General features: G+C 71.3%; 20 protein-coding genes. 8 read left to right on the top strand and 12 right to left on the bottom strand.

Annotated features, from left to right (window positions below; genetic code table 11):
• Positions 1 to 78: 78 nt before the first annotated feature.
• Both AC068B_RS40365 and AC068B_RS40360 read right to left on the bottom strand, forming a co-directional pair.
• Complete coding sequence (locus AC068B_RS40365; protein WP_468560695.1) at positions 79 to 1716, bottom strand: solute symporter family protein; 1638 nt, start codon at positions 1714 to 1716, stop codon at positions 79 to 81.
• Positions 1713 to 2111: a DUF485 domain-containing protein gene (locus AC068B_RS40360; RefSeq protein WP_478676446.1), complete on the bottom strand. Its 399-nt coding sequence runs from the start codon at positions 2109 to 2111 to the stop codon at positions 1713 to 1715. Before AC068B_RS40360 ends, AC068B_RS40365 begins: the two co-directional genes overlap by 4 nt.
• A gap of 353 nt (positions 2112 to 2464) precedes the next feature.
• Between AC068B_RS40360 and AC068B_RS40355 the strand changes: the two genes are divergently transcribed.
• From AC068B_RS40355 to AC068B_RS40340, 4 genes are all read left to right on the top strand, one after another.
• Positions 2465 to 4012, top strand: a complete 1548-nt coding sequence (locus tag AC068B_RS40355; protein ID WP_478676445.1) for a S8 family peptidase — start codon at positions 2465 to 2467, stop codon at positions 4010 to 4012.
• Positions 4013 to 4101: 89 nt separating this feature from the next.
• Positions 4102 to 5604 carry a S8 family peptidase gene (locus AC068B_RS40350; RefSeq protein ID WP_478676464.1) on the top strand — a complete coding sequence of 501 codons (1503 nt, stop codon included), beginning with the start codon at positions 4102 to 4104 and terminating at the stop codon, positions 5602 to 5604.
• Between the two features lie 81 nt (positions 5605 to 5685).
• Complete coding sequence (locus tag AC068B_RS40345) at positions 5686 to 6228, top strand: hypothetical protein (protein WP_478676444.1); 543 nt, start codon at positions 5686 to 5688, stop codon at positions 6226 to 6228.
• A gap of 110 nt (positions 6229 to 6338) precedes the next feature.
• Complete coding sequence (locus tag AC068B_RS40340; RefSeq protein WP_478676443.1) at positions 6339 to 7394, top strand: CopD family protein; 1056 nt, start codon at positions 6339 to 6341, stop codon at positions 7392 to 7394.
• Here AC068B_RS40340 and AC068B_RS40335 read toward each other — a convergent pair.
• The 10 genes from AC068B_RS40335 to AC068B_RS40290 all read right to left on the bottom strand — a co-directional run bounded on the left by AC068B_RS40335 (position 7363) and on the right by AC068B_RS40290 (position 20387).
• Complete coding sequence (locus tag AC068B_RS40335) at positions 7363 to 8043, bottom strand: lysoplasmalogenase (RefSeq protein WP_478676442.1); 681 nt, start codon at positions 8041 to 8043, stop codon at positions 7363 to 7365. The two genes, AC068B_RS40340 and AC068B_RS40335, sit on opposite strands and share 32 nt — an antisense overlap.
• A complete protein-coding gene (locus AC068B_RS40330) occupies positions 8040 to 8954 on the bottom strand; it encodes a sterol desaturase family protein (protein ID WP_478676441.1) in 915 nt (304 codons plus the stop codon). The genes AC068B_RS40335 and AC068B_RS40330 overlap by 4 nt, the downstream gene beginning before the upstream one ends.
• 106 nt (positions 8955 to 9060) lie before the next feature.
• Positions 9061 to 9783 (bottom strand): VIT1/CCC1 transporter family protein, encoded by a 723-nt coding sequence (locus tag AC068B_RS40325; protein WP_478676440.1) that lies wholly within the window; start codon positions 9781 to 9783, stop codon positions 9061 to 9063.
• 56 nt (positions 9784 to 9839) lie between these two features.
• On the bottom strand, positions 9840 to 10490 hold the full coding sequence (locus tag AC068B_RS40320; RefSeq protein ID WP_478676439.1) for a hypothetical protein: 651 nt from the start codon (positions 10488 to 10490) through the stop codon (positions 9840 to 9842).
• A complete protein-coding gene (locus AC068B_RS40315) occupies positions 10487 to 10831 on the bottom strand; it encodes a hypothetical protein (protein WP_478676438.1) in 345 nt (114 codons plus the stop codon). Before AC068B_RS40315 ends, AC068B_RS40320 begins: the two co-directional genes overlap by 4 nt.
• A 17-nt stretch (positions 10832 to 10848) precedes the next feature.
• Positions 10849 to 16035 (bottom strand): HD domain-containing protein, encoded by a 5187-nt coding sequence (locus AC068B_RS40310; RefSeq protein ID WP_478676437.1) that lies wholly within the window; start codon positions 16033 to 16035, stop codon positions 10849 to 10851.
• A 101-nt stretch (positions 16036 to 16136) separates the two neighbouring features.
• Positions 16137 to 17381 carry an amidohydrolase family protein gene (locus AC068B_RS40305; RefSeq protein WP_478676436.1) on the bottom strand — a complete coding sequence of 415 codons (1245 nt, stop codon included), beginning with the start codon at positions 17379 to 17381 and terminating at the stop codon, positions 16137 to 16139.
• Positions 17378 to 18688, bottom strand: coding sequence for an amidohydrolase family protein (locus tag AC068B_RS40300; protein WP_478676435.1), 1311 nt, complete (start codon positions 18686 to 18688; stop codon positions 17378 to 17380). The genes AC068B_RS40305 and AC068B_RS40300 overlap by 4 nt, the downstream gene beginning before the upstream one ends.
• 15 nt (positions 18689 to 18703) lie before the next feature.
• Complete coding sequence (locus tag AC068B_RS40295; RefSeq protein WP_478676434.1) at positions 18704 to 19588, bottom strand: SDR family NAD(P)-dependent oxidoreductase; 885 nt, start codon at positions 19586 to 19588, stop codon at positions 18704 to 18706.
• A 1-nt stretch (position 19589) separates the two neighbouring features.
• A complete protein-coding gene (locus tag AC068B_RS40290) occupies positions 19590 to 20387 on the bottom strand; it encodes an acetoacetate decarboxylase family protein (protein ID WP_478676433.1) in 798 nt (265 codons plus the stop codon).
• An 84-nt stretch (positions 20388 to 20471) separates the two neighbouring features.
• Here AC068B_RS40290 and AC068B_RS40285 point away from each other — a divergent pair, with 84 nt between their 5' ends.
• From AC068B_RS40285 to AC068B_RS40270, 4 genes are all read left to right on the top strand, one after another.
• Positions 20472 to 21146: a TetR/AcrR family transcriptional regulator gene (locus tag AC068B_RS40285; protein WP_478676432.1), complete on the top strand. Its 675-nt coding sequence runs from the start codon at positions 20472 to 20474 to the stop codon at positions 21144 to 21146.
• Between the two features lie 31 nt (positions 21147 to 21177).
• Positions 21178 to 22173: a DEDDh family exonuclease gene (locus AC068B_RS40280; RefSeq protein WP_478676431.1), complete on the top strand. Its 996-nt coding sequence runs from the start codon at positions 21178 to 21180 to the stop codon at positions 22171 to 22173.
• An 87-nt stretch (positions 22174 to 22260) separates the two neighbouring features.
• The gene (locus AC068B_RS40275) at positions 22261 to 22494 is read left to right on the top strand and encodes a hypothetical protein (RefSeq protein ID WP_356268456.1); all 234 of its coding nucleotides are present in this window, start codon (positions 22261 to 22263) and stop codon (positions 22492 to 22494) included.
• A gap of 72 nt (positions 22495 to 22566) precedes the next feature.
• Positions 22567 to 23358 (top strand): SURF1 family cytochrome oxidase biogenesis protein, encoded by a 792-nt coding sequence (locus tag AC068B_RS40270; protein WP_478676430.1) that lies wholly within the window; start codon positions 22567 to 22569, stop codon positions 23356 to 23358.
• Positions 23359 to 23453: the final 95 nt, after the last annotated feature.

Below are 23453 nucleotides of genomic sequence, written 5' to 3'. Positions count from 1 at the left end.
CATTTGCCACGAGGAACGGTGCGGCCGCGTCGTAGGACTCTACGACGCGGCCGCTACAAACGTGTGAACAATGCCCGATCAGTGGGCTCCGACGCCGGTGAGGGACTTGACCTCCAGCTCCGCGTACTTGCCCTTGTCCGGCTCCTCCTTGGAGAGGATCGAGCCGAGCCAGCCGAGCAGGAAGCCCAGCGGGATAGAGATCAGGCCCGGGTTCTCCAGCGGGAAGAAGTCGAAATTCGCATCGGGGAACATCGAGGACGGCTTGCCCGAGACGACCGGCGAGAACAGCACCAGGCCGACCGCGGCGATCAGGCCGCCGTAGATGGACCAGAGTGCGCCCTGTGTGGTGAACCTCTTCCAGAACAGGCTGTAGAGGATCGTCGGCAGGTTCGCGGAGGCCGCGACCGCGAAGGCGAGGGCGACCAGGCCTGCCACGTTGAGATCTCGGGCCAGGGCTCCCAGGGCGATGGAGACGATGCCGATGAACACGGTCGACCAGCGGGCCGCCTTCATCTCCTCCTTCTCGGTGGCCTTGCCCTTGCGGATGACGTTCGCGTAGATGTCGTGCGCGAACGAGGACGACGAGGCCAGGGTGAGTCCCGCGACGACCGCGAGGATCGTGGCGAAGGCGACCGCGGAGATCACCGCGAGCAGGATCGCGCCGCCGGTCGAGTCGCCACCGCCGCCGATCTCCATGGCGGCGAGCGGTGCCGCCGTGTTGCCCGCCTTGTTGGAGGCGATGATCTCGCCGGGCTTGAGCAGGGCCGCGGCGCCGAAGCCGAGGACGATCGTCATCAGGTAGAAGGCGCCGATGATGCCGATGGCCCAGTTCACGGACTTACGGGCGGCCTTGGCGGTGGGCACCGTGTAGAAGCGGATCAGGATGTGCGGCAGGCCCGCGGTGCCGAGGACCAGGGCGATGCCGAGCGAGATGAAGTCCAGCTTCGAGGTGCCGGAGGCGCCGTACTTGAGGCCGGGCTCCAGGAAGGCCGATCCCTTGCCGCTGTTGGAGGCGGCCGTGCCGAGCAGGTCGGAGACGTTGAAGTTGAACTTCAGCAGGATCAGGAAGGTGATGAGGATGGTGCCGGTGATGAGCAGGACGGCCTTGACCATCTGCACCCAGGTGGTGCCCTTCATGCCGCCGATGGTGACGTACACGATCATCAGGACGCCGACGAGGGCGACGATGAGGATCTTGCCCGCGTCGCTGGTGATGCCGAGCAGCAGCGAGACCAGGACGCCCGCGCCCGCCATCTGCGCGAGCAGGTAGAAGATCGAGACGACGATGGTGGAGGTGCCCGCTGCGGTGCGGACCGGGCGTTGGCGCATGCGGTACGCGAGGACGTCACCCATCGTGTAGCGCCCGGAGTTGCGCAGCGGTTCGGCGACCAGGAGGAGCGCCACGAGCCAGGCGACCAGGAAGCCGATGGAGTAGAGGAACCCGTCGTAGCCGAAGAGGGCGATGGCGCCCGCGATGCCGAGGAAGGACGCGGCGGACATGTAGTCGCCGGAGATCGCCAGGCCGTTCTGGAAGCCGGTGAACTGGCGGCCGCCCGCGTAGAAGTCGGCGGCGCTCTTGGTCTGGCGGCCGGCCCAGACGGTGATGAAGAGGGTCGCGACGACGAAGGCCGCGAAAAGGCTGATGATCAGCGTCCGGTGCTCGGAGGCGTCGGACGCGGCCGCCAGCTCGATGACGGCGGGATGCGCGGGGCTCATGCGTCGCCCTCCAGGCGGGTCTGCGGGCGGTTCTCCATACGGGACCTGATCGCCTCGGCCTTCGGGTCGAGCTTCGTCGCGGCGTGGCGCGAGTAGAACCAGGCGATGAGGAAGGTGGTCAGGAACTGCCCGAGACCGAGGACCAGGGCGACGTTGATGTTGCCGAAGAGCTTGGTGCCCATGAAGTCGCCCGCGTAGTTGGAGAGCAGGACGTACACGAGGTACCAGGCGATGAAGGCGACGGTGAGCGGGAAGGCGAACGAGCGGTGCGCGGTGCGCAGTTCACCGAATTCCGCGCTCTCCTGCATCTCGGTGAACTCCTCCGTGGAGGGCGCGTGGGGAGCGGGTTCTTTTCCTCCGCCGCCCTTCGGAGGGGGCGGTGCGTCGGTGGCCACGGAGTCTCCTCGTGGTGCGGGTGGGGTGGGGACGGACAGTTGTTCCATGGGCTCTCTGGTCTCACATCCAGCGTGACGCGGATCACGTGAGCCACGGATGGCGATGCTAAGGCCATGGGACGTGATCCGACAGGGGGTTGATGTTGCTTCCGTTGTCTGCTCAACGTCCCCACGACGTGTGCGACGTGGTCGAACTCCCCCATTTCTTCGGTAAGTCATTGCTGGCCTGGGAGCTTCGGGGTTAGCTTCACCCTGAACGGCCCGTCATGTACCTGCCCGAGCACCAGTCGTGTTCGGGCAGTTCCGTATGCAATTCCGCATACGGTTCCGTCTCCGGATGATGTGGAGATCCCATGGCTCATCTGCGTTCCAGACGTCGCGCGGCACTGATCGTGCCGCTCGGTCTCGCGCTCGCCGCCTCGGTCGGCTTCGTGCCCGGCGCCGCGACCGCGGCCACCGGCGAGTCGCCCGCCCCCGTGTCGGCGAAGGCCGCGGCGGACGCCCCCGTCTTCGCGTACGTCGTCAACACCCGCACGGACCGCAAGACGCTCGCGTACGTCAAGAAGGCGATAGCCAGGGCCGGTGGCTCTGTCGTCGTCACGCACGAGAAGATCGGCGTCATCGTCGCGCACTCGTCGAACCCCGATTTCGGCAAGCAGATACGTGACGTACGCGGTGTCCAGTCCGCGGGCGCGACCCACACGTCGCCGCTGAAGGCCGCGGGAACCACGGACGACGGCAAGGCGAAGCTGCTCTCGAAGGCCGAGGCCAAGGCCCTGAAGCGGAGCGCCGCCCCGGGCGCCGAGCCGATGGAAGCGGACCAGTGGGACCTGCGCGCGATAGGCGCCGACAAGGCCGCGAAGATCAACCCGGGCAGCAAGAAGGTCACCGTCGCCGTGATCGACACCGGCATCGACGACACCCACCCCGACCTCGCGGCCAACTTCTCGCCCTCGCAGTCCGCGAGCTGTGTCGGCGGCAAGGCGGACACCTCGGCGGGGGCCTGGCGCCCGTCGTCGAAGGACAGCTACCACGGCACGCACGTGGCCGGTGAGATCGCCGCCGCGCGCAACGGCGTCGGCGTCGCGGGCGTGGCGCCCGGCGTCAAGGTCTCGGCCATCAGGGTGGCCGACCCGGTCGACGAGCTGTTCTACCCGGAGAACGTGGTCTGCGCCTTCGTGTTCGCCGCCGAGCACAGCGTCGAGGTCACCAACAACAGCTACTACGTGGACCCGTGGCTGTACAACTGCAAGGACGACCCGGACCAGAAGGCGATCCTCGACTCGGTCAACCGCGCGCAGCTGTACGCCCAGAAGAAGGGCACCCTGAACGTCGCCTCCGCGGGCAACTCCAACCACGACCTGGACTCCGACGCGATCGTCGACGACTCCAGCCCGGACGACTCCACTCCGGTGCCCCGCACCATCGACCCGCACGAGTGCCTCGACGTGCCGACCCAGCTGCCGGGCGTCGTCACCACCAGCGCGACGGGTGTGCAGAACCTGAAGTCGATCTACTCCAGCTACGGCAAGGGCGTCGTCGACATCGCCGCCCCTGGCGGCGACAAGTTCCAGATCCCGGCCGACACCCCGTCGAAGAACGGCCGCATCCTCTCCACCATGCCGGGCGGCGAGTACGGCTGGCTGCAGGGCACCTCGATGGCCGCGCCGCACGCCTCGGGCGTCGCCGCGCTGATCAAGTCCACGCACCCCAAGGCGAGCCCCGCCGAGGTGCAGCGGCTCCTGAAGAAGCAGGCCGACAAGCTCGACTGCCCGTCCGGTCCGTACGACCCCGACGGTGACGGCGACGTCGACGCGGTCTGCCAGAGCGGCGGCAAGCACGACAACAGCTTCTACGGCAGTGGGCTCGTCGACGCGCTCGACGCCGTGAAGAAGAAGTGACGGGGAGACAGAACGTGAACAAGTCCCACATATCGGCGGCGGCCTTCCTGCGCTCGCGCCGCGCGCTGGCCCTGCCGCTCGGCGTCGCGATGGTCTCGGCCGTCGCCTTCCTGCCGGGGACGGCCTCGGCCAGGCCCGCGGCGATGCCGGACGCCCCTGCCTCCGCCTCGGCGGCCGCGGGGTCCACCGCATCGGATGCCGCGTCGATGAGCTACGTCGTGAACGTCCGCCCCGGCAAGGGGAGTTCGGAGCGCGCGAAGAAGGCCATCGCCAAGGCGGGCGGTGACGTCGTCATCGCGTACGACCGGATCGGCGTCATCGTCGTCCACTCGGCGAACCCCGACTTCGCGAAGACGATCCGCAAGGTCAAGGGCGTCGACTCGGCGGGCGCGACGCGGACTGCCCCGCTGTCGGCGCAGGCCGACGACGCCCTGGAGTCGGAGCGGCCGCTGACCGCCGATGAGGCGAAGGCCGCGGCGGGCAAGGCGTCGGCGGGCCAGGACGAGCTCGAGCCGCTGCAGTGGGACCTGCCCGCCATGAAGGCGGACAAGGCGCACGAGATCTCGCTCGGCAGCAGCAAGGTCACCGTCGGCGTGCTCGACTCCGGGGTCGACGACACGCACCCCGACATCGCGCCGAACTTCGACCGCCGGGCGTCCGCGAGCTGCCTGGGCGGCGTGCCCGTCCAGAAGGACGACGCGTGGCGTCCCGTGGCCAACGAGAGCGACCACGGCATGCACGTGGCGGGCACCATCGCCGCGGCGAAGAACGGCACCGGCGTCACCGGCGTCGCGCCGGGCGTCAAGGTCGCGAGCCTGAAGGTGGCCGAGCCCGCCACCGGCATGTACTACACGGAGGCCGTGGTCTGCGGCTTCGTGTGGGCCGCAGACCACGGCGTCGACGTCACCAACAGCAGCTACTACACCGACCCGTGGCTGTTCAACTGCAAGACCGACGACGACCAGAAGGCGCTGGTCGACGCGGTCGGGCGGGCCTCCAAGTACGCGGAGCGCAAGGGCGCGGTGAACGTCGCGGCCGCGGGCAACGCCAAGACCGACCTCGCCCAGGACGAGATCCTCGACGAGTCGAGCCCCGACGACACCACCCCGGTGCCGCGGACCGTCAAGACCAAGGACTGCCTCGACCTTCCGTCGCAGCTTCCCGGTGTCGTGACGGTCTCGGCCACCGGCGCGAAGGGCCTCAAGTCGTCGTACTCGAACTACGGCAACGGCGTCGTCGACATCACGGCGCCCGGCGGTGACTCCACGAAGTACCAGGCGCCGAACGCACCGGCCGTGGACGGCAGGATCCTGTCGACGCTGCCGGGCGGCAAGTTCGGCTACAAGGCCGGTACGTCGATGGCGTCGCCGCACGCCGCGGGCGTGGCCGCGCTGCTGAAGTCGACGCATCCGCACGCCTCGGCGGCGCGGATCAAGGCGCTGCTCTACCGCCAGGCGGACGCGATGGCGTGCACCGATCCGTACGACTACGACGGTGACGGCAAGGTCGACGCGGTCTGCGAGGGCGGCAGGAACAAGAACGGCTTCTACGGCGCGGGCATGGCCGACGCGCTGGACGCCGTGCGCAAGTAGCACCACGGCGCGACGGGTCGGGCCGGGCGGCTTGGGGGCCGCCCGGCCCTTTCCTGTCGCTCCACGAGAGGATCCTGTGTCATGTACGAGTACAGAAACTCCGAGTTCGTCGTCTCCGGCACGGAGCACTGGGTGGCGTGGCCCACCCGCCCCCGGTGGCAGCTGGTGACCCGGTTCGTCGGCACTGTGCTGCTCATGCCGTTCTGGGTCGTGTTCGGGATCGCGATGTTCCTCGGCACCCTCGCCATCGGCCTGGTCACCGAGGTGATCGCCGCGGTGAGCTCGTCGCACGAGAAGGCGTTCGACCGGTTCATGGACCGGACGCTGGGCCGCGTCTTCACCCTGCCCCGCTGGTGCGTGCTCTGGTCCGAGGTACGCCACGAGGGGGACGCCGACCACTACCGCGCGGAGGTCGACAAGCTGCTCGCCAAGTGGACGGCCAAGGCGACGGCCCCTCGCGTACCCAACAAGTCGATGCCGGTCTCCGAGTGCGAGATCCCGCGGCGCGCCTACCGGGGCTGCGGCGGGCACTACGTCGTCCAGGCCGCGACCGCGCAGGGATGGGAGCTGCGGCCCTCGGAGCCGGAGAAGTCGGTCAGGCTGTGGTGGTCGGCGAGCAGTTGACCCGAGAGGGACTCGGGTGGAGATGAGTGACTCGGTCCGATCGGAACACCTTTGCGCCAGTTGTCCCTCAGGACTTGCCCGCCGCCGGGAGCCCTGGTGAAGATCTTGTAGTGAGCCCCATACGACCGTCCGTCGAGCCCGGAGGCGATGCCGCGCCCGGTATACCGGCCACCGCCCCCGTCCCGCACCGCGCCCCGCGCCACCGCCCCTCCGTGGGCCGCGCCGCCGCCGTGCTCGTCCTCGTGGCCGTCGCCGCGCTGATCCCCCTGCTCGGCCCTTCGGTGGCGCTGCAGGGCACCGGTGAGGCCCGCGCGCCCGGCACGGCCGGGATCACGCTCCTGCGGGCGGTCCTGTTCGCCGCCCTGTGCGTGCAGCTGGGCGAGGTGTTCGCGACCCGGCTCGCCCGCCGGGTGCCGGGGGCGCCGCTCGACCGGGCGCCGCGCAGCTGGTCGTCGTACGCGGCCTGGGCGGGATGCGTCGCGGCGCTGGGGCTCGCGGCGATCGTGGCGAACGGCAACCTGGTCCCGCAGGAGCTCTCCGACCTGGACATCGGGCGGCTGTACGACACCCGGGACGGGCGGCTGGCCCTCCTGGAGGTCAACGCGTTCATCGTGGCCGCGCTGTGCGCCCGTTCACGGCGTCCGTCGGGGGCGGTGCTCCCGTTGGCCGCGGTGATCGTCGCGGAGGCGCTGCGGGCCCACCCTCCGGTGGAGGACAGCCCGCTCCTGGGCAGCGGTCTCACGCTCGTCCATCTGACGTGCGGTGCGCTGTGGGCGGGCGGTCTGCTGTACGTCCTGCGCATGCTGCGCCGGTGGCGGACGTCCTCTCCGGAGCAGGCCGTCGCGGTACTGGGGCTCTACGCGCGCGTGGCCGCCGTCCTGTTCGCCGCGATCACGGCGACGGGGGTGTGCAGCACGCTGCGCCGGATGCCCGCGAGCACGGTCGTCGACCAGCTCACCGGGACGGCCTACGGCCGCACCCTGCTCGCCAAGGTGCTGCTCGTGCTGGCCGTCGCGCTGCTCGCGCTGCTGGCCCGCCGCAGGCTGCGCCGCACGGCGGACCGCGTCTCCGCCTACGTTCCCGCGCGCGGGGAAGTGATCGCGCTGGGCGTCGTCGTGGTGCTGTCCGCGCTGCTCACCGCGGTGCCGGTACCGATTCGCTGGTGACCTCCGGCGCGGTCCGCCCGGCCGCCGCAAGCACTCCCCCGGACAGCAGGTACTGGGCCGCGATGTACGTGAGCATGATCGCGAAGTCGGGCCGGGGCAGCTGGGGCCACTCGGCGACGCCGGTCGCGATGAGGGTGTCCGAGAGCAGGAACAGCGCCCCGCCCGCGCCCGCCGTGGGTCCGAGCGTGGTCGCGCCGAACGCCATGGCGGTGAGCAGCAGGCTGTAGCCCGCAACGGGCCCCCGCATGTCGGCAGGGAGGTCGGGCCAGAGCAGCGCCACGGTGCCGATGAGCGCGAGGGCGTACACGGCCACGAGGCCCGCCCCACGCGCGCGGGGCGCTCCGGTTCCGTACCGCTTGAAGAGCACGAGGTAGCAGACGTGCCCCGCGGCGAACGAGCCCATCCCGGCCAGGAAGGCCGGCTCGGCGTCGAAGAGCAGGAAGGTGTCGCCGCCCCAGCCGAAGAGGAGGGCGGCGACGAGCAGCCGGGGCCCGCGCCGGGCGGCCACGTACGCCGCAAGGAGCGGCATGAGCAGCGGCTTGCAGACGGCGTGGCCGGGGCCGAAGTCCGCGAGGAGCGCGAGGAGGTCGCCGAGCGCGGCGACGCCGAAGGCGCCGAGGAGCAGCCGCGGCGAGGGCCGTCCCGTCACGCCGCGCGCTCCGGGACGGCCGCGTCGGAGGCGGGCAGGGCGGCCTGGGGCGCCTCAGGGGCCTCAGCGGTCGCGGGCGCCGCGGGCTGCCAGCCGGGGCCGCGGAAGATCCGTCCGGCCCGCTCGCGCCAGCCGGTGGCCGCCTTCAGGTCCTTGGCGATGGCGGCGTACTCGTGGGTCGCCACGCGCAGGGGGTTGTACGTGTGGATGTTCTTCGTGAGGCCGTACACGGGGCGGTCGGTCTCGGCCACCCACGAGCCGAACACGCGGTCCCAGATGATGAGGATGCCGCCGAAGTTGCGGTCGAGGTAGCCGCCCTGGGAGGCGTGGTGCACGCGGTGGTGCGAGGGCGTGTTGAAGACGTACTCGAAGGGGCGGGGCAGCTTCCCGATGCGCTCGGTGTGGATCCAGAACTGGTAGACCAGGTTGGCGGACGAGCAGAACGCGAGCGCCGCCGGGTGGACGCCGAGGGCGATCAGCGGCAGGTAGAACGGCCACACCGTCAGGCTCGTCCAGGGCTGGCGGAGCGCGGTGGTGAGGTTGAACTTCTCGCTGGAGTGGTGCACCACGTGGCAGGCCCACAGGACGCGGATCACGTGGTGGCCTCGGTGCGACCAGTAGTAGAAGAAGTCCTGTCCGAGCAGCATCAGCGGAACCGTCCACCACAGGACGGGCACGCTCAGCGGTGTCAGTGCGTAGACGCCCGAGTAGATCGCGACGATGGGGATCTTCCACAGGAAGTCGAAGACGAGGCTGCCGAGCCCCATGGTGATGCTGGTCGCGGCGTCCTTGGTCTCGTACCCCACGGCATCGTCGTCGGGATGGATCCGGTGGCTCACGATCTCGACGACGGTGAGCAGCACGAAGGCCGGGATGGACCACAGCACGACATCGGGCAGGTTCGGGGACATGCGTGCACGGTAGAACGGCTGTCGGCCCACGACTAGGGGTTGTTACCGACAAGTATTACCGACGGTACGTGTGTGGATGTTGGTGATCCTCACCAAAGGCGCCGCCTCAAACACCGACCGCACCCAGCAGTGCCCCGGCCCCATAGGTGACCGCCATCGCGAGCGCCCCGCCCGCCATGTTCCGCAGCACCGCGCGGCGCACGTCCGCCCCGCCGAGGCGGGCACTGCTCCAGCCCGTGAGGGCAAGGGCCGCGAGGACGGAGAGCACCGTGACGCCGAGCCGCCAGTCCGTGGGCGGCAGCACGATGGCGAGCAGCGGAAGCAGCGCGCCCACGGTGAAGGCGACGAAGCTGGCCCACGCGGCGTGCCAGGGGTTGGTGAGCGCGTCCGGGTCGATGCCGAGCTCCACGCGCGCGTGGGCCCGCAGCGCGTCCCGCTCGGTGAGCTGCTCCGCGGCCTCGCGCGCCACCTCACGGCTGAGCCCGCGCTCCGCAAGCAGCTCGGTCAGCTCGGCCAGTTCCGCCTCCGGCTGCTCGCGCAGCTCGCGCTTCTCCATGGCCAGGGCGGCCTTCTCCGAGTCGCGCTGGGTGGAGACGGAGACGTACTCGCCCGCGGCCATGGACATGGACCCCGCGAGCAGCCCGGCGAGGCCCGCGGTGAGCAGTGCGCCGCGGTCGTCGGTGGCACCCGCGACACCGACGACGAGTCCCGCGGTGGAGACGATGCCGTCGTTGGCGCCGAGGACGGCGGCCCGCAGCCAGTTGAGCCGGGATCCGAGGGCGCCGCCGTGCGCCTCGTCGTGGTCGGGAGGTTCTGTCCGGTCACTCACCCGGGGAGGGTCTCACCCCGGCCACCACCCGTCCGCCGGGGCACGCCGTCCCGCACTCAACACCGCGGGACGGCCGTGACCGAGCGCACCTCGTCGGCGGGGATCCGCTGCCGGGAAGGCCCATCGGACTTCGCCGCCCTCTTGGAGACCAGCAGCACACCCCGGTCGTCGCTCGCCACGAACTCCCCACAGCGGGTGCCGTGCCGGGTCTCCACGAGGACGTACGGCGCCGTCGGCCTTCCCCGGCCCGCCGCCCCCTTCCCACCCGTCGGTTCCTCCAGGGGCACGGTCCAGCTCACCGCGATCGCCGCGACGATCGCGCACAACCCGGCCACGGAGCAGCGCCGCGCGGTCGTAAGCGCATCCTGGGTCCGCTCGACCTCGTCGAGTACGGCCGTGAAGAGCCGGTCGCCGGTGAGCCAGGTCTGCGCGCCCAACTGGCCGTGCGCGGCCCGCACCGCGCGGAGGGCCCCCGCCAGGAGCAGCGCGAAGGCCGACACGAGCAGGGCGGCGGTGCACCAGCGCCAGGCCGCGGGAAGGCCCGCGACGGATTCCCGCCCCTTCAGTACGAAGACGACGCCTACCAGGCCCGTGAGTCCGGCGAGCCCGTTGCGCCAGCCCTCGGCCTGCGTGCGGACGGCGCTCAGCTGGTCGAGCTGGAGCTGCTGCCCGAGTTGGGCGAACCGCTTCTTGGTGAGGTCGGTCATGGCGCGTCACCGCCCTCGGCGGGTGGCGGCACTGGGACGTCCCAGAAGGCACCGCAGCCCGCGTCCGGCGACTCCGGGGGCCGGTCGGGGTGCGGGTAGCCGCACTGGCAGTAGACCGGGATCGCCCCGGTGAGCGGCTCGGGCGGCACGCGCCGGTGGCGCAGGCGCCTCTTGAGCGGGCCGAGCACTCCGTGGGCCACCCGGAAGACGGTGCGGGCCCGGCAGGTCGGACAGAGGCCGGTCACGGTGTACCAGCGGCCGTCCGGCGAGCGCACCACGGTGAAGTCGTCGACGGGCTGGACTTCCGCCTCCTGGAAGGGAGTCGGCTGATGGTCGGGCATACGGGCCTTCCGGAGACTCAGTCCGCGTCGCGCCGGTACGGGAGCGCGGGCGGGTAGGGGGCGGGCTCGGCGGGGCAGTCGGCGGGCAGGGCCAGGCCGAACAGCGGGGCGTACAGGGCGAGCCGGTCGCGTACCCAGTGCGTGGACTCCTCGACCTCGCGGGCTGCGACGGCGATGTGGCCGGGCGGGACCTGTCCGTCGAGGGCGGGGGCGCGGCCCGTGTACCGCGCGGTGAGCAGGATCAGGTCCTGCCAGCGCGGCACGGTCGTCATCTCGGGGCGCGCCATGGTGAGTTCGATGCCGAAGGGGCGGTAGAGCGCGAGCCTGTCCCAGGCCCGGTCCACGGGCCAGCCGAAGCGGGCGGCCACGCGGACGAGGGTGAGGGGGGTGACAGGGCCGCTGTCGCCGACCAAGTCGTCCTCGAAGAGGGCGCTGTCGTGCGCGGTGGGCCGGTGGTCGCGCCACGCCTGATCGTCTCCCTCGACCGCACGCCAGGGGGCGCCCAGTGCGGCGTACTGGACGAGCGTGTCCAGGCTGTCCCCCAGCGTGTGGTTCAGCTCGCGCGCGTGCTTGATCAAGGGGCGCACGCCGGTTTCCGTACGCCAGACCACGCCCCGGTCACCGCGCAAGCAGCAGGCGACGGCGTCCGCCCTGGAAGGCCGCACTTCGGCGAGTCGCTCCGGGGACGTCAGGCGCAGTGGCGCGGGGTAGCCGGTGAGCGGGCCGAGGACGGCCAGTCGGCCGAAGGCCGGTCCGAGCGGCAGCCCGGCCGTGGCCGCTGCCAGGAGCCCGTAGGGGGTGTCGAATTCCTCCTGCGCATCGGTGTACCCGGTTTCGTTCACCCGCTCCAGAAGACCGGACGTACCCAGTTCGTGCGGCAGGAGGGTGAGGTCACCGTGCGACAGCTCCCGCCAGCTGTCGACGAGTCCGGGGGCGGAGGGCTGTACGAGCCCGCCGTCCGCGAGCCGTGCGAGGGCCCGCCGGACCTGCTCGGCGTCCGCCTGCACGCTCTGCACCGCGAGCGCGGTGCCGAGCAGCGGGGCGGGGGTGTCGCCATCCCGCGTCTCGAAGAGGCGGAGGCGGTGCCGAGGGGCCTGCAGCAGCTCGCAATCGAGCCTGCTGGGCGTGTACCCGGCGAGGTCCCCGAGGTCGGGCACCCGCATTGCCAGCACCTCGAACGTGGCGGCGAAGCGCTCGACGACCTCGGCGAACGTGAGGGACAGCGCTCCCGCCGCGACAGCCACCTTCACGAGCGAGACCTCCGTGTCGGACACGTACGGGCTGAAGTGCTGGGAGTAGGCCTTCTCCTCCTCGTCGGTGAGCTCCCTGCGCCGGCGTTCCCCGGGCGCCTCGGGCAACCCTTCGACTGCGGGTAGTTCGGGCATCCCCAGCCAGGCGTAGCGGCGCAGCACCTCGGCGTAGAACCCGGGGGGCGGGCCGCTGCCTCGCAGGGGCCAGCCACCGGATTCCGCGAACCACGGGTGCCAGGTGAGGGCGTCGAGCTCCTCATGGGTGGCCCGCTGATCGCCGGGCGGCTCCGCCGCGGCGTCCGGGACGTGGAAGGCGAAACCGGCGGCGGCGAAACGCCGCGCCCGCGCCAGCGCTTCGCACACGGGGAGCCCCGTGCCCGCGGAGAACCACCGCAAAAGCCACACTATGTCCTGGATACCGCCTTCCTCGGTGTCGGTCAGCCAGTACCTCCACAACCCGCTACGGGGCCTTCCGCCGAGCAGCAGACGCCGGTCGACGGCGTCCAGCGCCATGGAGTGAGCGGCGTCGAGGTCGGGCGCGGCGGGCACGTCGATGCCTGTGATGGCGTGCCGCCTGGACCGCATGAGCAACTGGCCGAAAGTGCACGCCTCGGTTTCCGGTGGCAGGGCGGCACGGAACAGGAATTCGGTTCCATACAGGGCGCGCCCATGGACACCGGCCTCCCAGGCGCGGGGGCGCGGATAGCCCTCGATCGAGTCCGGAACCGGCAGGTTCAGCGTCCGTTCCTCCCGCCTGATCCCGGCGTCCCGCAGGATGCCGGACCGCCAGGCCAGGTAGCGGTCGTCCCCCACCAAGTAGCTGGATCCTTCCGCCTCGCGCTTGGCGGCGATCGCCGGATCGCTGGCGAAGAAGCCCAGCTGGCGGAAGGGGATGAGGGTCGTCCGATCCCAGGTGAGCACGGACGTTACCTGGGCGTCCGCGGCCATGAGCCGCTCCGTCAGCCGTACGGCACCCTCTGGCACCCACTGGGCGAAGTCCCAGAGCCATTCCAGGTAGAACCACTCCGGAGCCTCGAACTGCGCGCAGGCCCGCAGGATCTCGCCGGTCGCCCACACCTGGTCGTAGGAGAGGACGCGAGTTCTACTGGTACTGAGCTCCGGCGCGTGTGTCTCCCTGAGGTCCATCGCACAGCCGAACGGGAAACTGTCGCGGCGGAGGTCGCGGGGCCCCCTGTCATCGTTCCTGTCCCACCGGGGCAGATGGAACTCCAGCTGCCCCGGCCCCTCGCCCGCCTCGCCCACCAGCACCCCGTCCGCCAGCAGTCGGCCCGGCCCCGGCACCCACCACAAGTCCCGTGTCGCCCGCACCGCCCGCGAGGCGTCGCCTTCGTAGTAGAGGGTGTCCGGCTGCCAGCTCCGCACCGTCGTCCCGTGCCGCTCGACCCGCAGCGCGAAATCGGTGCGCCACACCAGCGCGCCGAGTTCCTTCGCCACGTCGACGGTGTCGTCCTGGAGGTAAAGGCGCACCGTGGTGCCGCCGCCCGGCTGGGACTCGTCCGCGCCCTTGATGCGGAACAGGCTGCCACTGGAGGCGATGTCCACGCGCAGTCCTCGGCCCGACTCGGGGCGGCCGTAGTCGTCCGTCGCACGTGTGCGGATGCTGATCTCGTCGGCCAGCATGAAGTAACTGAACACCCCTACGCCGAAACGGCTGTTGGGGTAAATGCGCAACGTGTCGTCGGCGCGACGCCAGCGCGCCTGTTCCCTGCGATACTCACGGGACTGCTCGAAGCGGCGCCCCGCGCGCGAGAAGGTGCCCCGCAGGGCGTCACGTCCCATGCCGACGCCGTTGTCCGCGCACTCCACGTAGGGACGGCCCGCGTCGTCGACGCCCTGCCGGAAGACGATCTCGCCCTCCCAGGAGTACGGGATGCCCTTGAGTGCCTTGCCGTACCGCAGCCGCGCCTGGCGGTAGCGGCAGGCATCCAGCGCGTTCTGGTAGAGCTCGCGCAGGGCGAGATGGGGGTCTCCGTAGAGCTGCGTGCCCATCAGCAGCTCCCGCATCTCGTCCTCGGCGAGGCCGAAGCGCATCAACGGCACGCCGTAGACGGTGTTCTTGGTCGCGGTGTCCCACGCAGGTCCGAGCCGACGGCAGGTGACTCGCTCGGGGAGGTACGCCAGGAGGTCGTCCGGCGTCGGTCCCGCATGCTCCCGGACACGCTGCACGGCGTCGTCGGTCCAGCCGGTCAGCGTCTCCAGGGCCGCGTGGACGGCGGGGTGCGGGCACTGGAGGTCGAGGTCGACGGTGCGGGTGTAGCGGTCCCTGACCCACCGCAGCTCCCGCATGCTCGCGACGGCCTGCGCCGGTAGGAGCCCGTCGGTGACACCGATGTTGTCGACGAGTACGCCGGGCAGCTCCCGCAGATCGCCGCCGAGGAGTCCGGCGACGGCGGTCAACCAGGCCAGCTCCCGGGGGCGCCAGCGCTCGGTCACCTCGCTCGTGCCCGGCGACGCCGCGCGGACCAGCTCGGTGAGGCGGTAGGGCGGTTCCCGGTCGTCGCCTCCGGGCTGGGGAGGCACGACCCCGGTCTGCCGGCAGACGCGCACCATTTCGTCGGCGAGTTCCTCGACGCGTCCGGTCGGCGTGCTGTCGCCGAGCAGCGCCCTGGCCAGTGGACGCAGAAGCTGGGTGACGTACAGGTCGTCCCACAGCTCCTCCTTGCCCCGCACATGCCGGTGCATGAGCCAGGCGGCGACGGCCCGTGCGTCATCGTCGCGCCCGCGTCCCGCCAGCTCGCGGCCCTTGCGCCAGATCAACGCATGTGCGGCAAAGGTGTGTTCGAGGTCCGCGCGCTCCGTGTCCGCCCCGGAACCACCGACCGCGGGTTCGAGCCGGAAGGTGTCGGCCGCGACGGCCGCCTTGACGCCGAGGGCGTACAACGCCTCCCGCACGAACGGAGCCGCGGCGAGCACGGCGAACTCTCCCGCATCCAGGACCGGCCCTCCTTGGGTTTGTGAGGGCGCGAGGAGCGGCCGCAGGCCCTTCGTGAGGACGCGTACGGGATAGTCGTCGTCCGCCCACGGGTCGTGCACCCCGGCAGTCGCGGCGCCGCACCACCGGGCACACTCCCGGGTGAGCTGGACCAGGGCCCGCTGGAGCGTGGCGCGGCGTTCGTCGTCACAGCGCACGGCTGCCCACAGTTCGGGGTCACGGACAGCCGTGGACCACGACTCCTGGAGGGTGCGCCCCGAGCAGAGCAGCGCGGAGGCGATGGCGTCGGGGCCGCTCGGCGCGTAGTGCGGGTTGGGGGTCTGCTCGTGCCGGGCGGCGCGGGCCAACTCGGTGGTGCGGGTGGTCGTGTACGCGATGACCTCGGCCACAGTGCGCGGCGCGGTGTCGGCGTCGAGCGCTTCGGCGAGCGCACGTGTGAAGTGACTGCCGTGCTCGTCGTCGGAACCGCAGGTCTGGCCGGACCCGCAGCCGAAGAGAACGGCGACGCGGTCGCGCCACGATGGAAAGTTGGTGGCGGGGCCGCCGTGCGAACCGCCGTCCGGCCCTGCCGAGTCGCGGCAGGCATCGACGGTCAGCAACACCGTGCCGGCCCGGCACCCCTGGAGCAGCGAGGTCAGGTCCAGGTCGATAAGGCTGTCGAGCGCCACCTCTGGCGGCTCGGCGGCCCAGCTCAACTGGGCATCGGCGGGTACGAGATGGTCGGCACCCCCGACAGAGAGCCCGTGCCCGGTGAAGTGGATGAGTACGGTGCCGTCCCCCGGAGTGGTGCAGCAGATCCGACTGATCGCGCTCCGGATGCGGGAGCGTTGGGCGGGCTTGTCGGGCGCGAGCCCGAGCACCTCGACGCTGTATCCGGAGGAGTGCAGTGCCGCGCCGATGAGCTCCGCGTCGCGGTGAACGGCCTGGGTCAGGTCCGGGAACTCCTCCTCGAGTTCGTAGCGCGGCACGGCGACGATCAGCGCCCGCTTGCTCTCCCCCATGGCCCGCGCCTCCCAGCTGAACGAGCTCGACGCGGGCCAGGATTCCACAAGGAACCCGAGGCGGGGGGCGTATCCGGGTACCGCCCCGAAGCGCTACGCGCTCACCAGACCCGTACCGACCCTCCCGTCGCGAACACGGGGCTCGTCGCGTCGGCGGGTGTCTCCTTGAGGGGTTCGTCTAGTTCCGCGGTCGTGGGGCCCACGCGCGCGGCGATCTGACCGAGCCGCTCCAGGTCGAAGCCGTAGACGCGGGCCGCGTTGCCGCCGACCATGGCGGCGATCTCGTCCCTGGGGAGACCTGCGTAGGAGATGCGCAGGCCCTCGCGCGAGTAGGGATAGGTCCCCTCGTCGTGCGGGTAGTCGCTGCCCCACATGATCTTGTCGAGGCCGATCCGGTCGCGCATCGCCGCCTCGTGCGGGCGCATGAAGCTGGCCCCCACGAAGCAGTTCTCGCGCCACACCTCGGAGGGGCCCTTGCCCATCGAATCGGCGAGGCCCGCACCGAACTTCGACTCCGCCGTGTCCGCCTTCGTGGCCGCGGCGACCAGGCGCTCGTGGTAGTAGTCCAGCATGTCGAGCACCCCGGGGATCCATCCCGAGCCCTGCTCGGTGAGGACCAGCTTGAGCTCCGGGTGGCGGCGGAAGGCCCCGCCGAAGGCGAGGTGCCACAGCGCCCGGTGCGAGAACCACGTCGTCTCGACCATGAACACCGCGCGCGCGGCCGGTTCCTCGCCGAGCGGCGGCGATGCCGAGCCCGCGTGGTGGTTGACCGGCACGCCCAGTTCGGCGCAGGCCGCCCAGATCGGGTCGTACGCCGCCGAGTAGAGCTCGGGCAGCCCCGACCCCGGTGGGGTGCCCGGCAGCATGAGGCCGCCCGTCAGGCCCGCCTCCACCGACCGGTGGATCTCCTCGACGGCCCGCTCGACGTCGTTCAGGAGGATCTGGAAGACGCCCGCCCTGCGGCCGGGCGCGGCGGCGCAGAAGTCCGCGAGCCAGCGGTTGTGGGCGCGCAGACCGGCCCAGCGCTGCTCGAACTCCTCGCGGGTCGGGGCCGGGGCCATCAGGGACGCCGAGGGGAAGAACGGCGGGATGGTGTTGGGGAAGACGACCTCGGCGACGATGCCGTCCGCCTCCAGTTCGGCGACGCGGCGGTCGGAGTTCCAGTTGCGGTCCGCGGTGTCCGCGAGGAGGTCCTCGTACGGATTGACGTAGGTGGCCGCCCAGTCGTCGAACGCGTCGTGGTGGCGCGACTCCAAGTACGGCCGGTAGTCCAGGAGATCGGCTCCCGCGTGACAGTCCGCGGAGATGACGGTGTAGCGGTCCTCGCTGCTGTGCCGTGAACTCATGTGTCCGCCCCCAGTACCGGGAAGTCGTGGTCGGTCAGCCAGTGGCGGCCCACCTCGCGCGAGCGCGCCCAGGAGGCCTCCACGGACACCTGGTCGGCGTCCTGGCCGAGGTCGGCGGGTGTCGGGCCGATGCGGTGGGCCAGCGGCGTGAGCTCCGCCGTGTCGAAGCCGAAGACCTCGGCGGCGGCGAGGCCCAGCATGCGGCGGCTCTCCGCCACGGGAATGTCGTGGAAGGTCTTGCGCAGCCACGCGCGCGTGTCGGGCCAGGTGCCCTCGGGGTGCGGGAAGTCGCTGCCCCAGAGGATGTTGTCGACGCCTATCTCGTACCGCTGGGCGAGCTCGCGCCGCTTGGTGTTGGTGGCGCAGACGAAGAGCTGCCGGTCCAGGTACTCGTGCGGCGGGCGCTTCAGCTCCTCGAACGGGGAGAGCTTCTTGCCGCCGTGCGCGCCCAGGTAGAGGCGGTCCATGAACCACAGGAGGTTCGGCAGCCACCAGCAGCCCGACTCCGCGACGCCGAACTTCAGCCCCGGGTGGCGTTCGAAGACACCGGACCAGAGCATGAACCACAGGGGCCGGGCGGGCCACCAGGTCACTTCGGAGACGTAGATCCCGAGGTGGTCGCCGTACTCGTGGCGGGGCGCCGCTCCGGAGTGGGTGACCACCGGCATCGCGCACTCGGCCGCCGCGGCCCACACCGGGTCGTAACGCCGGTCGTGGTAGGGCGCCTTGTCGACCCACATGGAGGGGATCATCAGCGCGCCGAGCCCCGACTCCTTGGCCCGGTGGACCTCGGCGACGACCCGGTCGACCTCTCCGGTGATGGGCAGCAGGGCGACACCGCAGTGCCGTGCCGCATTTTCGGCGTGCCCGCCGACGAATTCGGCGAGCCAGCGGTTGTGCGCCTGCGCGCCCGCCATGCCGAGCTCCGGGTCCTGGTCTCCGGAGAGGCCGAGCCCGACCCCGAAGGGCGCGGCCGTCTGGCTGTCCACGGCGTCCGCGTCGGGGAAGACGACCTCGGCGGCCACCCCGTCGCCGTCCAGCTCCTTGAGGCGCTGCGCGGAGTCCCAGCCGCCGCGCAGGCCCTCTTCGTTGTCGTTGAACCACTTCTCGGCGAAGGCGTCGTTGCGGATGCCGAGGCGGGTCGACTCCTCGCGGCGGGCCTGCGCCTGGCCGAGGAATTCGTCGAACTGGCGGTGGAAGCGGCTGTCGAGGTAGGGCCGGTACTCCGCGGTGGGGAGCCCGGCGTGGCAGTCGGAGGAGATGATCAGATAGGGATCGAGTTCGTTCTGGTGGTCCTGGTCGGTCATCGGTCACACGCCCCTTCAGTCCAGGATGAAGCTCTCCAGGTACGCCGGGTCGGCCCGGTCCAGCATCGAGCGCGACCTCGCCTTGATCTGCCGGTCGCTGTGCTCGCTCTCCGGAAGCAGCCAGAAGCGGTCGGCCGCGATGCCCTCGGCCACGAAGTCCGCGACCTGCTCGACCGGCGTGAACTCGATCTCCTGGCCCGCCTCCTTCATGGCGGCCTCCCACTGGTCGAGGCTGCGGTAAGGAGTCCTGCGGGGGCGGGACTTGGCGTACCGGCCCGGCCGGTTGCGGTGCGACTCCCACAGGCCGGTGCGGAGCATGTGGGGGCCGGGGAAGAGCACCGAGGCACCCACGCGCGCGTGCTCCGCCTTCAGGTGCGCGTACAGCGACTCGGTCATCGTCACCACGGCGGCCTTGGTGACCGCGTACACGGAGGCGGTGGGCAGCGGCGCGATGCCGCCGTCACCGGACGAGGTGTTGACGACGTGGCCCGCCTCGCCGCCCGCGATCATCCGGGGCACGAAGGCCTGGATGCCGTGGAAGACGCCCCAGACGTTGACCTCGAAGGCCCACTTCCAGTCGTTCGGCTCGTGCTCCCACATGCGTCCCTCGGCGCCCGAGCCGACCCCCGCGTTGTTGCACAGCACATGGACGGCGCCGAACCTGTCGTACGCCTCGTCGGCGAGGGCGAAGACCTGCTCGCGCACCCCGACGTCCACCACGCGCGCGTGCACGGCCGCGCCGTCCTCCCGCAGGGCGGCGGCCGCCTTCTCCAGGGCGCTCTCCTCGACGTCCGCGAGGACCACCCGCAGGCCGTCCGCCGCGAACCGGCGCGCCATGGCGAGCCCGATGCCGCTCGCCGCGCCCGTGACGACGGCGACCTGCCCCGTGCGCAGCTCCATCTCAGGCGCTCCCCTCGGGCGGACCGTCGAGGATCTGTGCGGGGTCGTCGTAGCGCTGGTGGATGTAGGGCAGCAGGGCCTGCGCGTCGACGCGCTCGACGACGCGGCCCTGCTGGTCGGTGGTCTTCTCGCCGATGGTGATCTCGACGAGCGAGCGCACCGGCAGGTCAGCCACCGGGTCGTACATCGACTCGCGCAGCACCACGTCCCCGGTGACGGCCTCCAGCTTGCGGACCTTCTCGTTGCGCACGCAGTGCACGAGCACGGGGTCCGCGTCGAAGCCCGAACCGTCCACCGCGGGCAGGAACTTGAAGTAGAAGTCGGTCTTCCTGGTCGGCTCCGGCAGCGGCAGGGGGCCGCTGACCGCGCCGCGCACCTCCACGAAGGCGATGCCGTGCCGGGCGAGGCGGGCGCTCACCACCAGGCCGTCGCGCTCGACCTCCACCTCGCCGAGCTTCTTCGGCTCCCCGAAGACCTCGCGCCCGCCGATCAGGGCCCGCTCGTGGGTCATCGGCATCACCAGCGGGTACCAGCCCCGCACTCCCCCGTGCTCGGCGGCGACGGCGACCGAGCCCGCGCCCAGCGGATAGCCGGGCAGGTCGACCTTGCTGATGTTCACCCGCACCAGGGGCTGCCCGGTGGGCTTCAGCGGTGGCGGCAGGACCGCCGCGACCGCATCCGGATCGCTCTCCCAGACGGCCACGACACCCGTGGACCAGATGTCGGGGAGCTTGGAACTCGCGGTGCGCGCGGCGGCGATCTCCGCCTCGTCGCGCGCTCCATAACGCATGCGTGCCATGTCGTACCACCCTTCGTCGGCGCGGACCGAGGGGTCCGCGGGCGGGACTTGCGGCGGTTCTGTAACACAGTTACAACAGGACTCGTGAAGGGTAAAGAGACGCAACGCGAAGAGGCACGGAACCAGCCGCCCCAGGAGCCCCGCGCGCATCTGGACCGGGAGACGGTCCTCGCCACCGCCGCCCGCCTCGTCAAGCGGCACGGCCCGCAGGCCCTGACGATGCGCGCGCTCGCCGCCGAGCTCGGCACCGCCGTCACCTCGATCTACTGGCACGTCGGCAACCGCGAGTCGCTCCTGGACGCCCTCGTCGAGCGCACCCTCGCCGACCTCGGTGAGATCCGCGCCACCGGCCGCACCCCCGCACAGCGCGTCGCCTCCGTGGCCCGCGCCCTGCGCCGCCAGCTCCTGGACCACCCGCACCTCGTCGCGATGGTCCACGAACGGGGTCTGACGGAGAGGATGTTCCTGCCCGCCCAGCGGACGCTGGTGCACGAGGTCCACGAGGCGGGTCTGCGCGGCGTCCGCGCCGCCGAGGCCGTACGCGCCGTCCAGGTCCACGTCGTCGGCCACGTGCTGGTCGAGCGCAACCGGGAGCGGGCCCCCTTGCAGCGGCCCGGCGAGGACGAGTTGTGGACGGCGCAGGCGGCGGAGCAGGACGGTGCGCTCGCCCGTGCGCTGGCGGGCCCCCTCGATCCGGAGGCACTTTTCGCCACCTCGGTCAGGGCTCTGGTGGCCGGGCTTCTCGGACCGGCGCCCTGACTGTCGGTCGTGGCCCGTATCCTCATGGACCATGCTCGAAGACCGCACGACCGCAGCGTCCGCAGTGCCCTGGCCGGCCGCGTATCCAACGGGGTACGCGGTCGTCGACGTGGAGACCACCGGCCTGGCCCGCGACGACCGCATAGTGTCGGCCGCCGTCTACCGCGTGAGCGCCCGGGGAGACATCGAGGACCACTGGTACACGCTGGTCAACCCCCAGCGCGACCCGGGCCCCGTCTGGATCCACGGCCTCACCAGCGAGATGCTCGCGGACGCCCCGCTCTTCAAGGACGTCGCCGAGGAGTTCGCGGCCCGGCTCGACGGCCGCGTCCTCGTCGCGCACAACGCCGTCTTCGACTGGTCGATGATCGCGAGGGAGTACGCGCGCGCGGAGCGCACGGCCCCCGTGCGTCAACGCCTGTGCACCATCGCGCTCTCCAAGGAGCTGGCGCTGCCGCTGCCCAACCACAAGCTGGAGTCCCTGGCCGCGCACTTCGGCGTGGAGCAGCGCCACGCGCACAACGCCCTGGACGACGCGCGCGTGCTCGCCGAGGCGTTCCGCCCCAGCCTGCTTGCGGCGGCCGGGGACAACGTCCGCCTGCCGCTCCTGGAGTGCCGGCCGCTCACCGAGTGGTCGGACGGCGCGCCCCGCATCGGCCGCCAGCAGACGGGCCCGACGCCCGCCTCGTCGTACCGGCCGGGAAGTTGGCGCCCCTCGCGCAAGCGCCAGCCGTGCCCGTACCCGAACCCGGGGCGGTACGAACCGGGCAAACCACTCAAGCAGGGCATGCGGGTCGCGTTCTCCGGAGACACCTCCGTGGAGCGCGAACTCCTGGAGGACCGCGCGGTGGACGCCGGGCTGCACATCGCGACGAGTGTGTCCCGCCTCACCAGCCTGCTCGTCACGAACGACCCGGACTCCGGCACCTCCAAGACGGTCAAGGCCCGCTCGTTCGGCACCCCGGTGATCGACGAGGCGGCCTTCGGACAGCTCCTCCAGGACGTGACTCCCGCTATGGAGTCGTAACCGCACAGGCGTCAGACGGGTGATTGCCGCACGACTCGCCCGCCGACCGCTCGCCCCGCACCGCCGCGGCGTCCCACCCTGTGGCGCATGGCACGTTGCGAGGTCTGCGGAAACGACTACGGCATGTCTTTCGAGGTGCACGCCCAAGGGGCCGTGCACGTCTTCGACAGCTTCTCCTGCGCCATCCACCGCATGGCGCCCATCTGCGAGCACTGCCGGTGCCGCATCATCGGCCAGGGCGTCGAGGCGGACGGCCACTGGTACTGCGGCGCCCACTGCTCGCGCGCGGAAGGGCGGGTGGGCATCGTCGACCGGGTGTGATCACGGCGGATACCGGCCCTCGTCGGGACCCACCCGACAAGGGCCGAACCATGCCGGGGTACCGTCAATGCCGTGTACCGCTTCCTGTTGTCCCGGCAGTGGGTGATCCTCACCCTCATCGCTCTCGTACTCATCCCCGTGATGATCGAGCTGGGTTTCTGGCAGCTGCACCGGCACGAGAACCGTGTCGCGCAGAACCAGCGGATCTCCGACGCCCTGGCCGCCGACCCCGTCCCGGCCGAGAAGCTCACCTCACCCGGCCACGAGGTGCCCAAAGGCGATCTCTACCGCCGGGTGAGCGCCAAGGGGACGTACGACACCGAGCACGAGGTCGTCGTGCGGCGCCGCACCAACTCCGACGACGCGGTCGGCTTCCACGTCCTGACGCCGTTCGTCCTCGACGACGGCAAGGTCCTGCTCATCAACCGCGGCTGGATCCCCGCCGACGGCCCGCAGACCGCCTTCCCCAAGATCCCCGCGCCCCCCAAGGGCGAGCTGACCGTCACCGGCCGCCTGATGGCCGACGAGACGTCCGCCGCCAGCGGCATCAAGGACGTCCGCGGGCTGCCGGACCGTCAGATCATGCTGATCAGCAGCGGCCAGCAGGCCGACGCCCTCGGCAAGCAGGTCCTCGGCGGATACGTCGAGCAGTCCGCGCCCGAGGGGAAGGACGGCTCCCCCGAGCTGATCGGCGAGCCCGACCACAGCAGCATCGGCCCGCACATGGCGTACGCCGTCCAGTGGTGGCTGTTCGCCTCGGGCGTCCCGATCGGCTGGGTCGTCCTGGTCCGCAGGGAGAAGCGCGACCGCGCGGCAGCCGCCCAGGCCACCACTTCGGAGGAAGCGGCCCCGGCAGCCGTCTAGGGCCCTAGGTGTATTGATCACGAGCGTTGTTAACGCTGGCGGGGCTTGATCATGGCGAAGACCTCCGGTGTGGTGGAGCTGTCTAGGACTGCACC

The organism is Streptomyces sp. NPDC042371 (genome assembly GCF_056437465.1).
The sequence above is the reverse complement of the archived record's forward strand: the minus strand, read 5'-3'. Positions and strand labels throughout refer to the sequence as shown.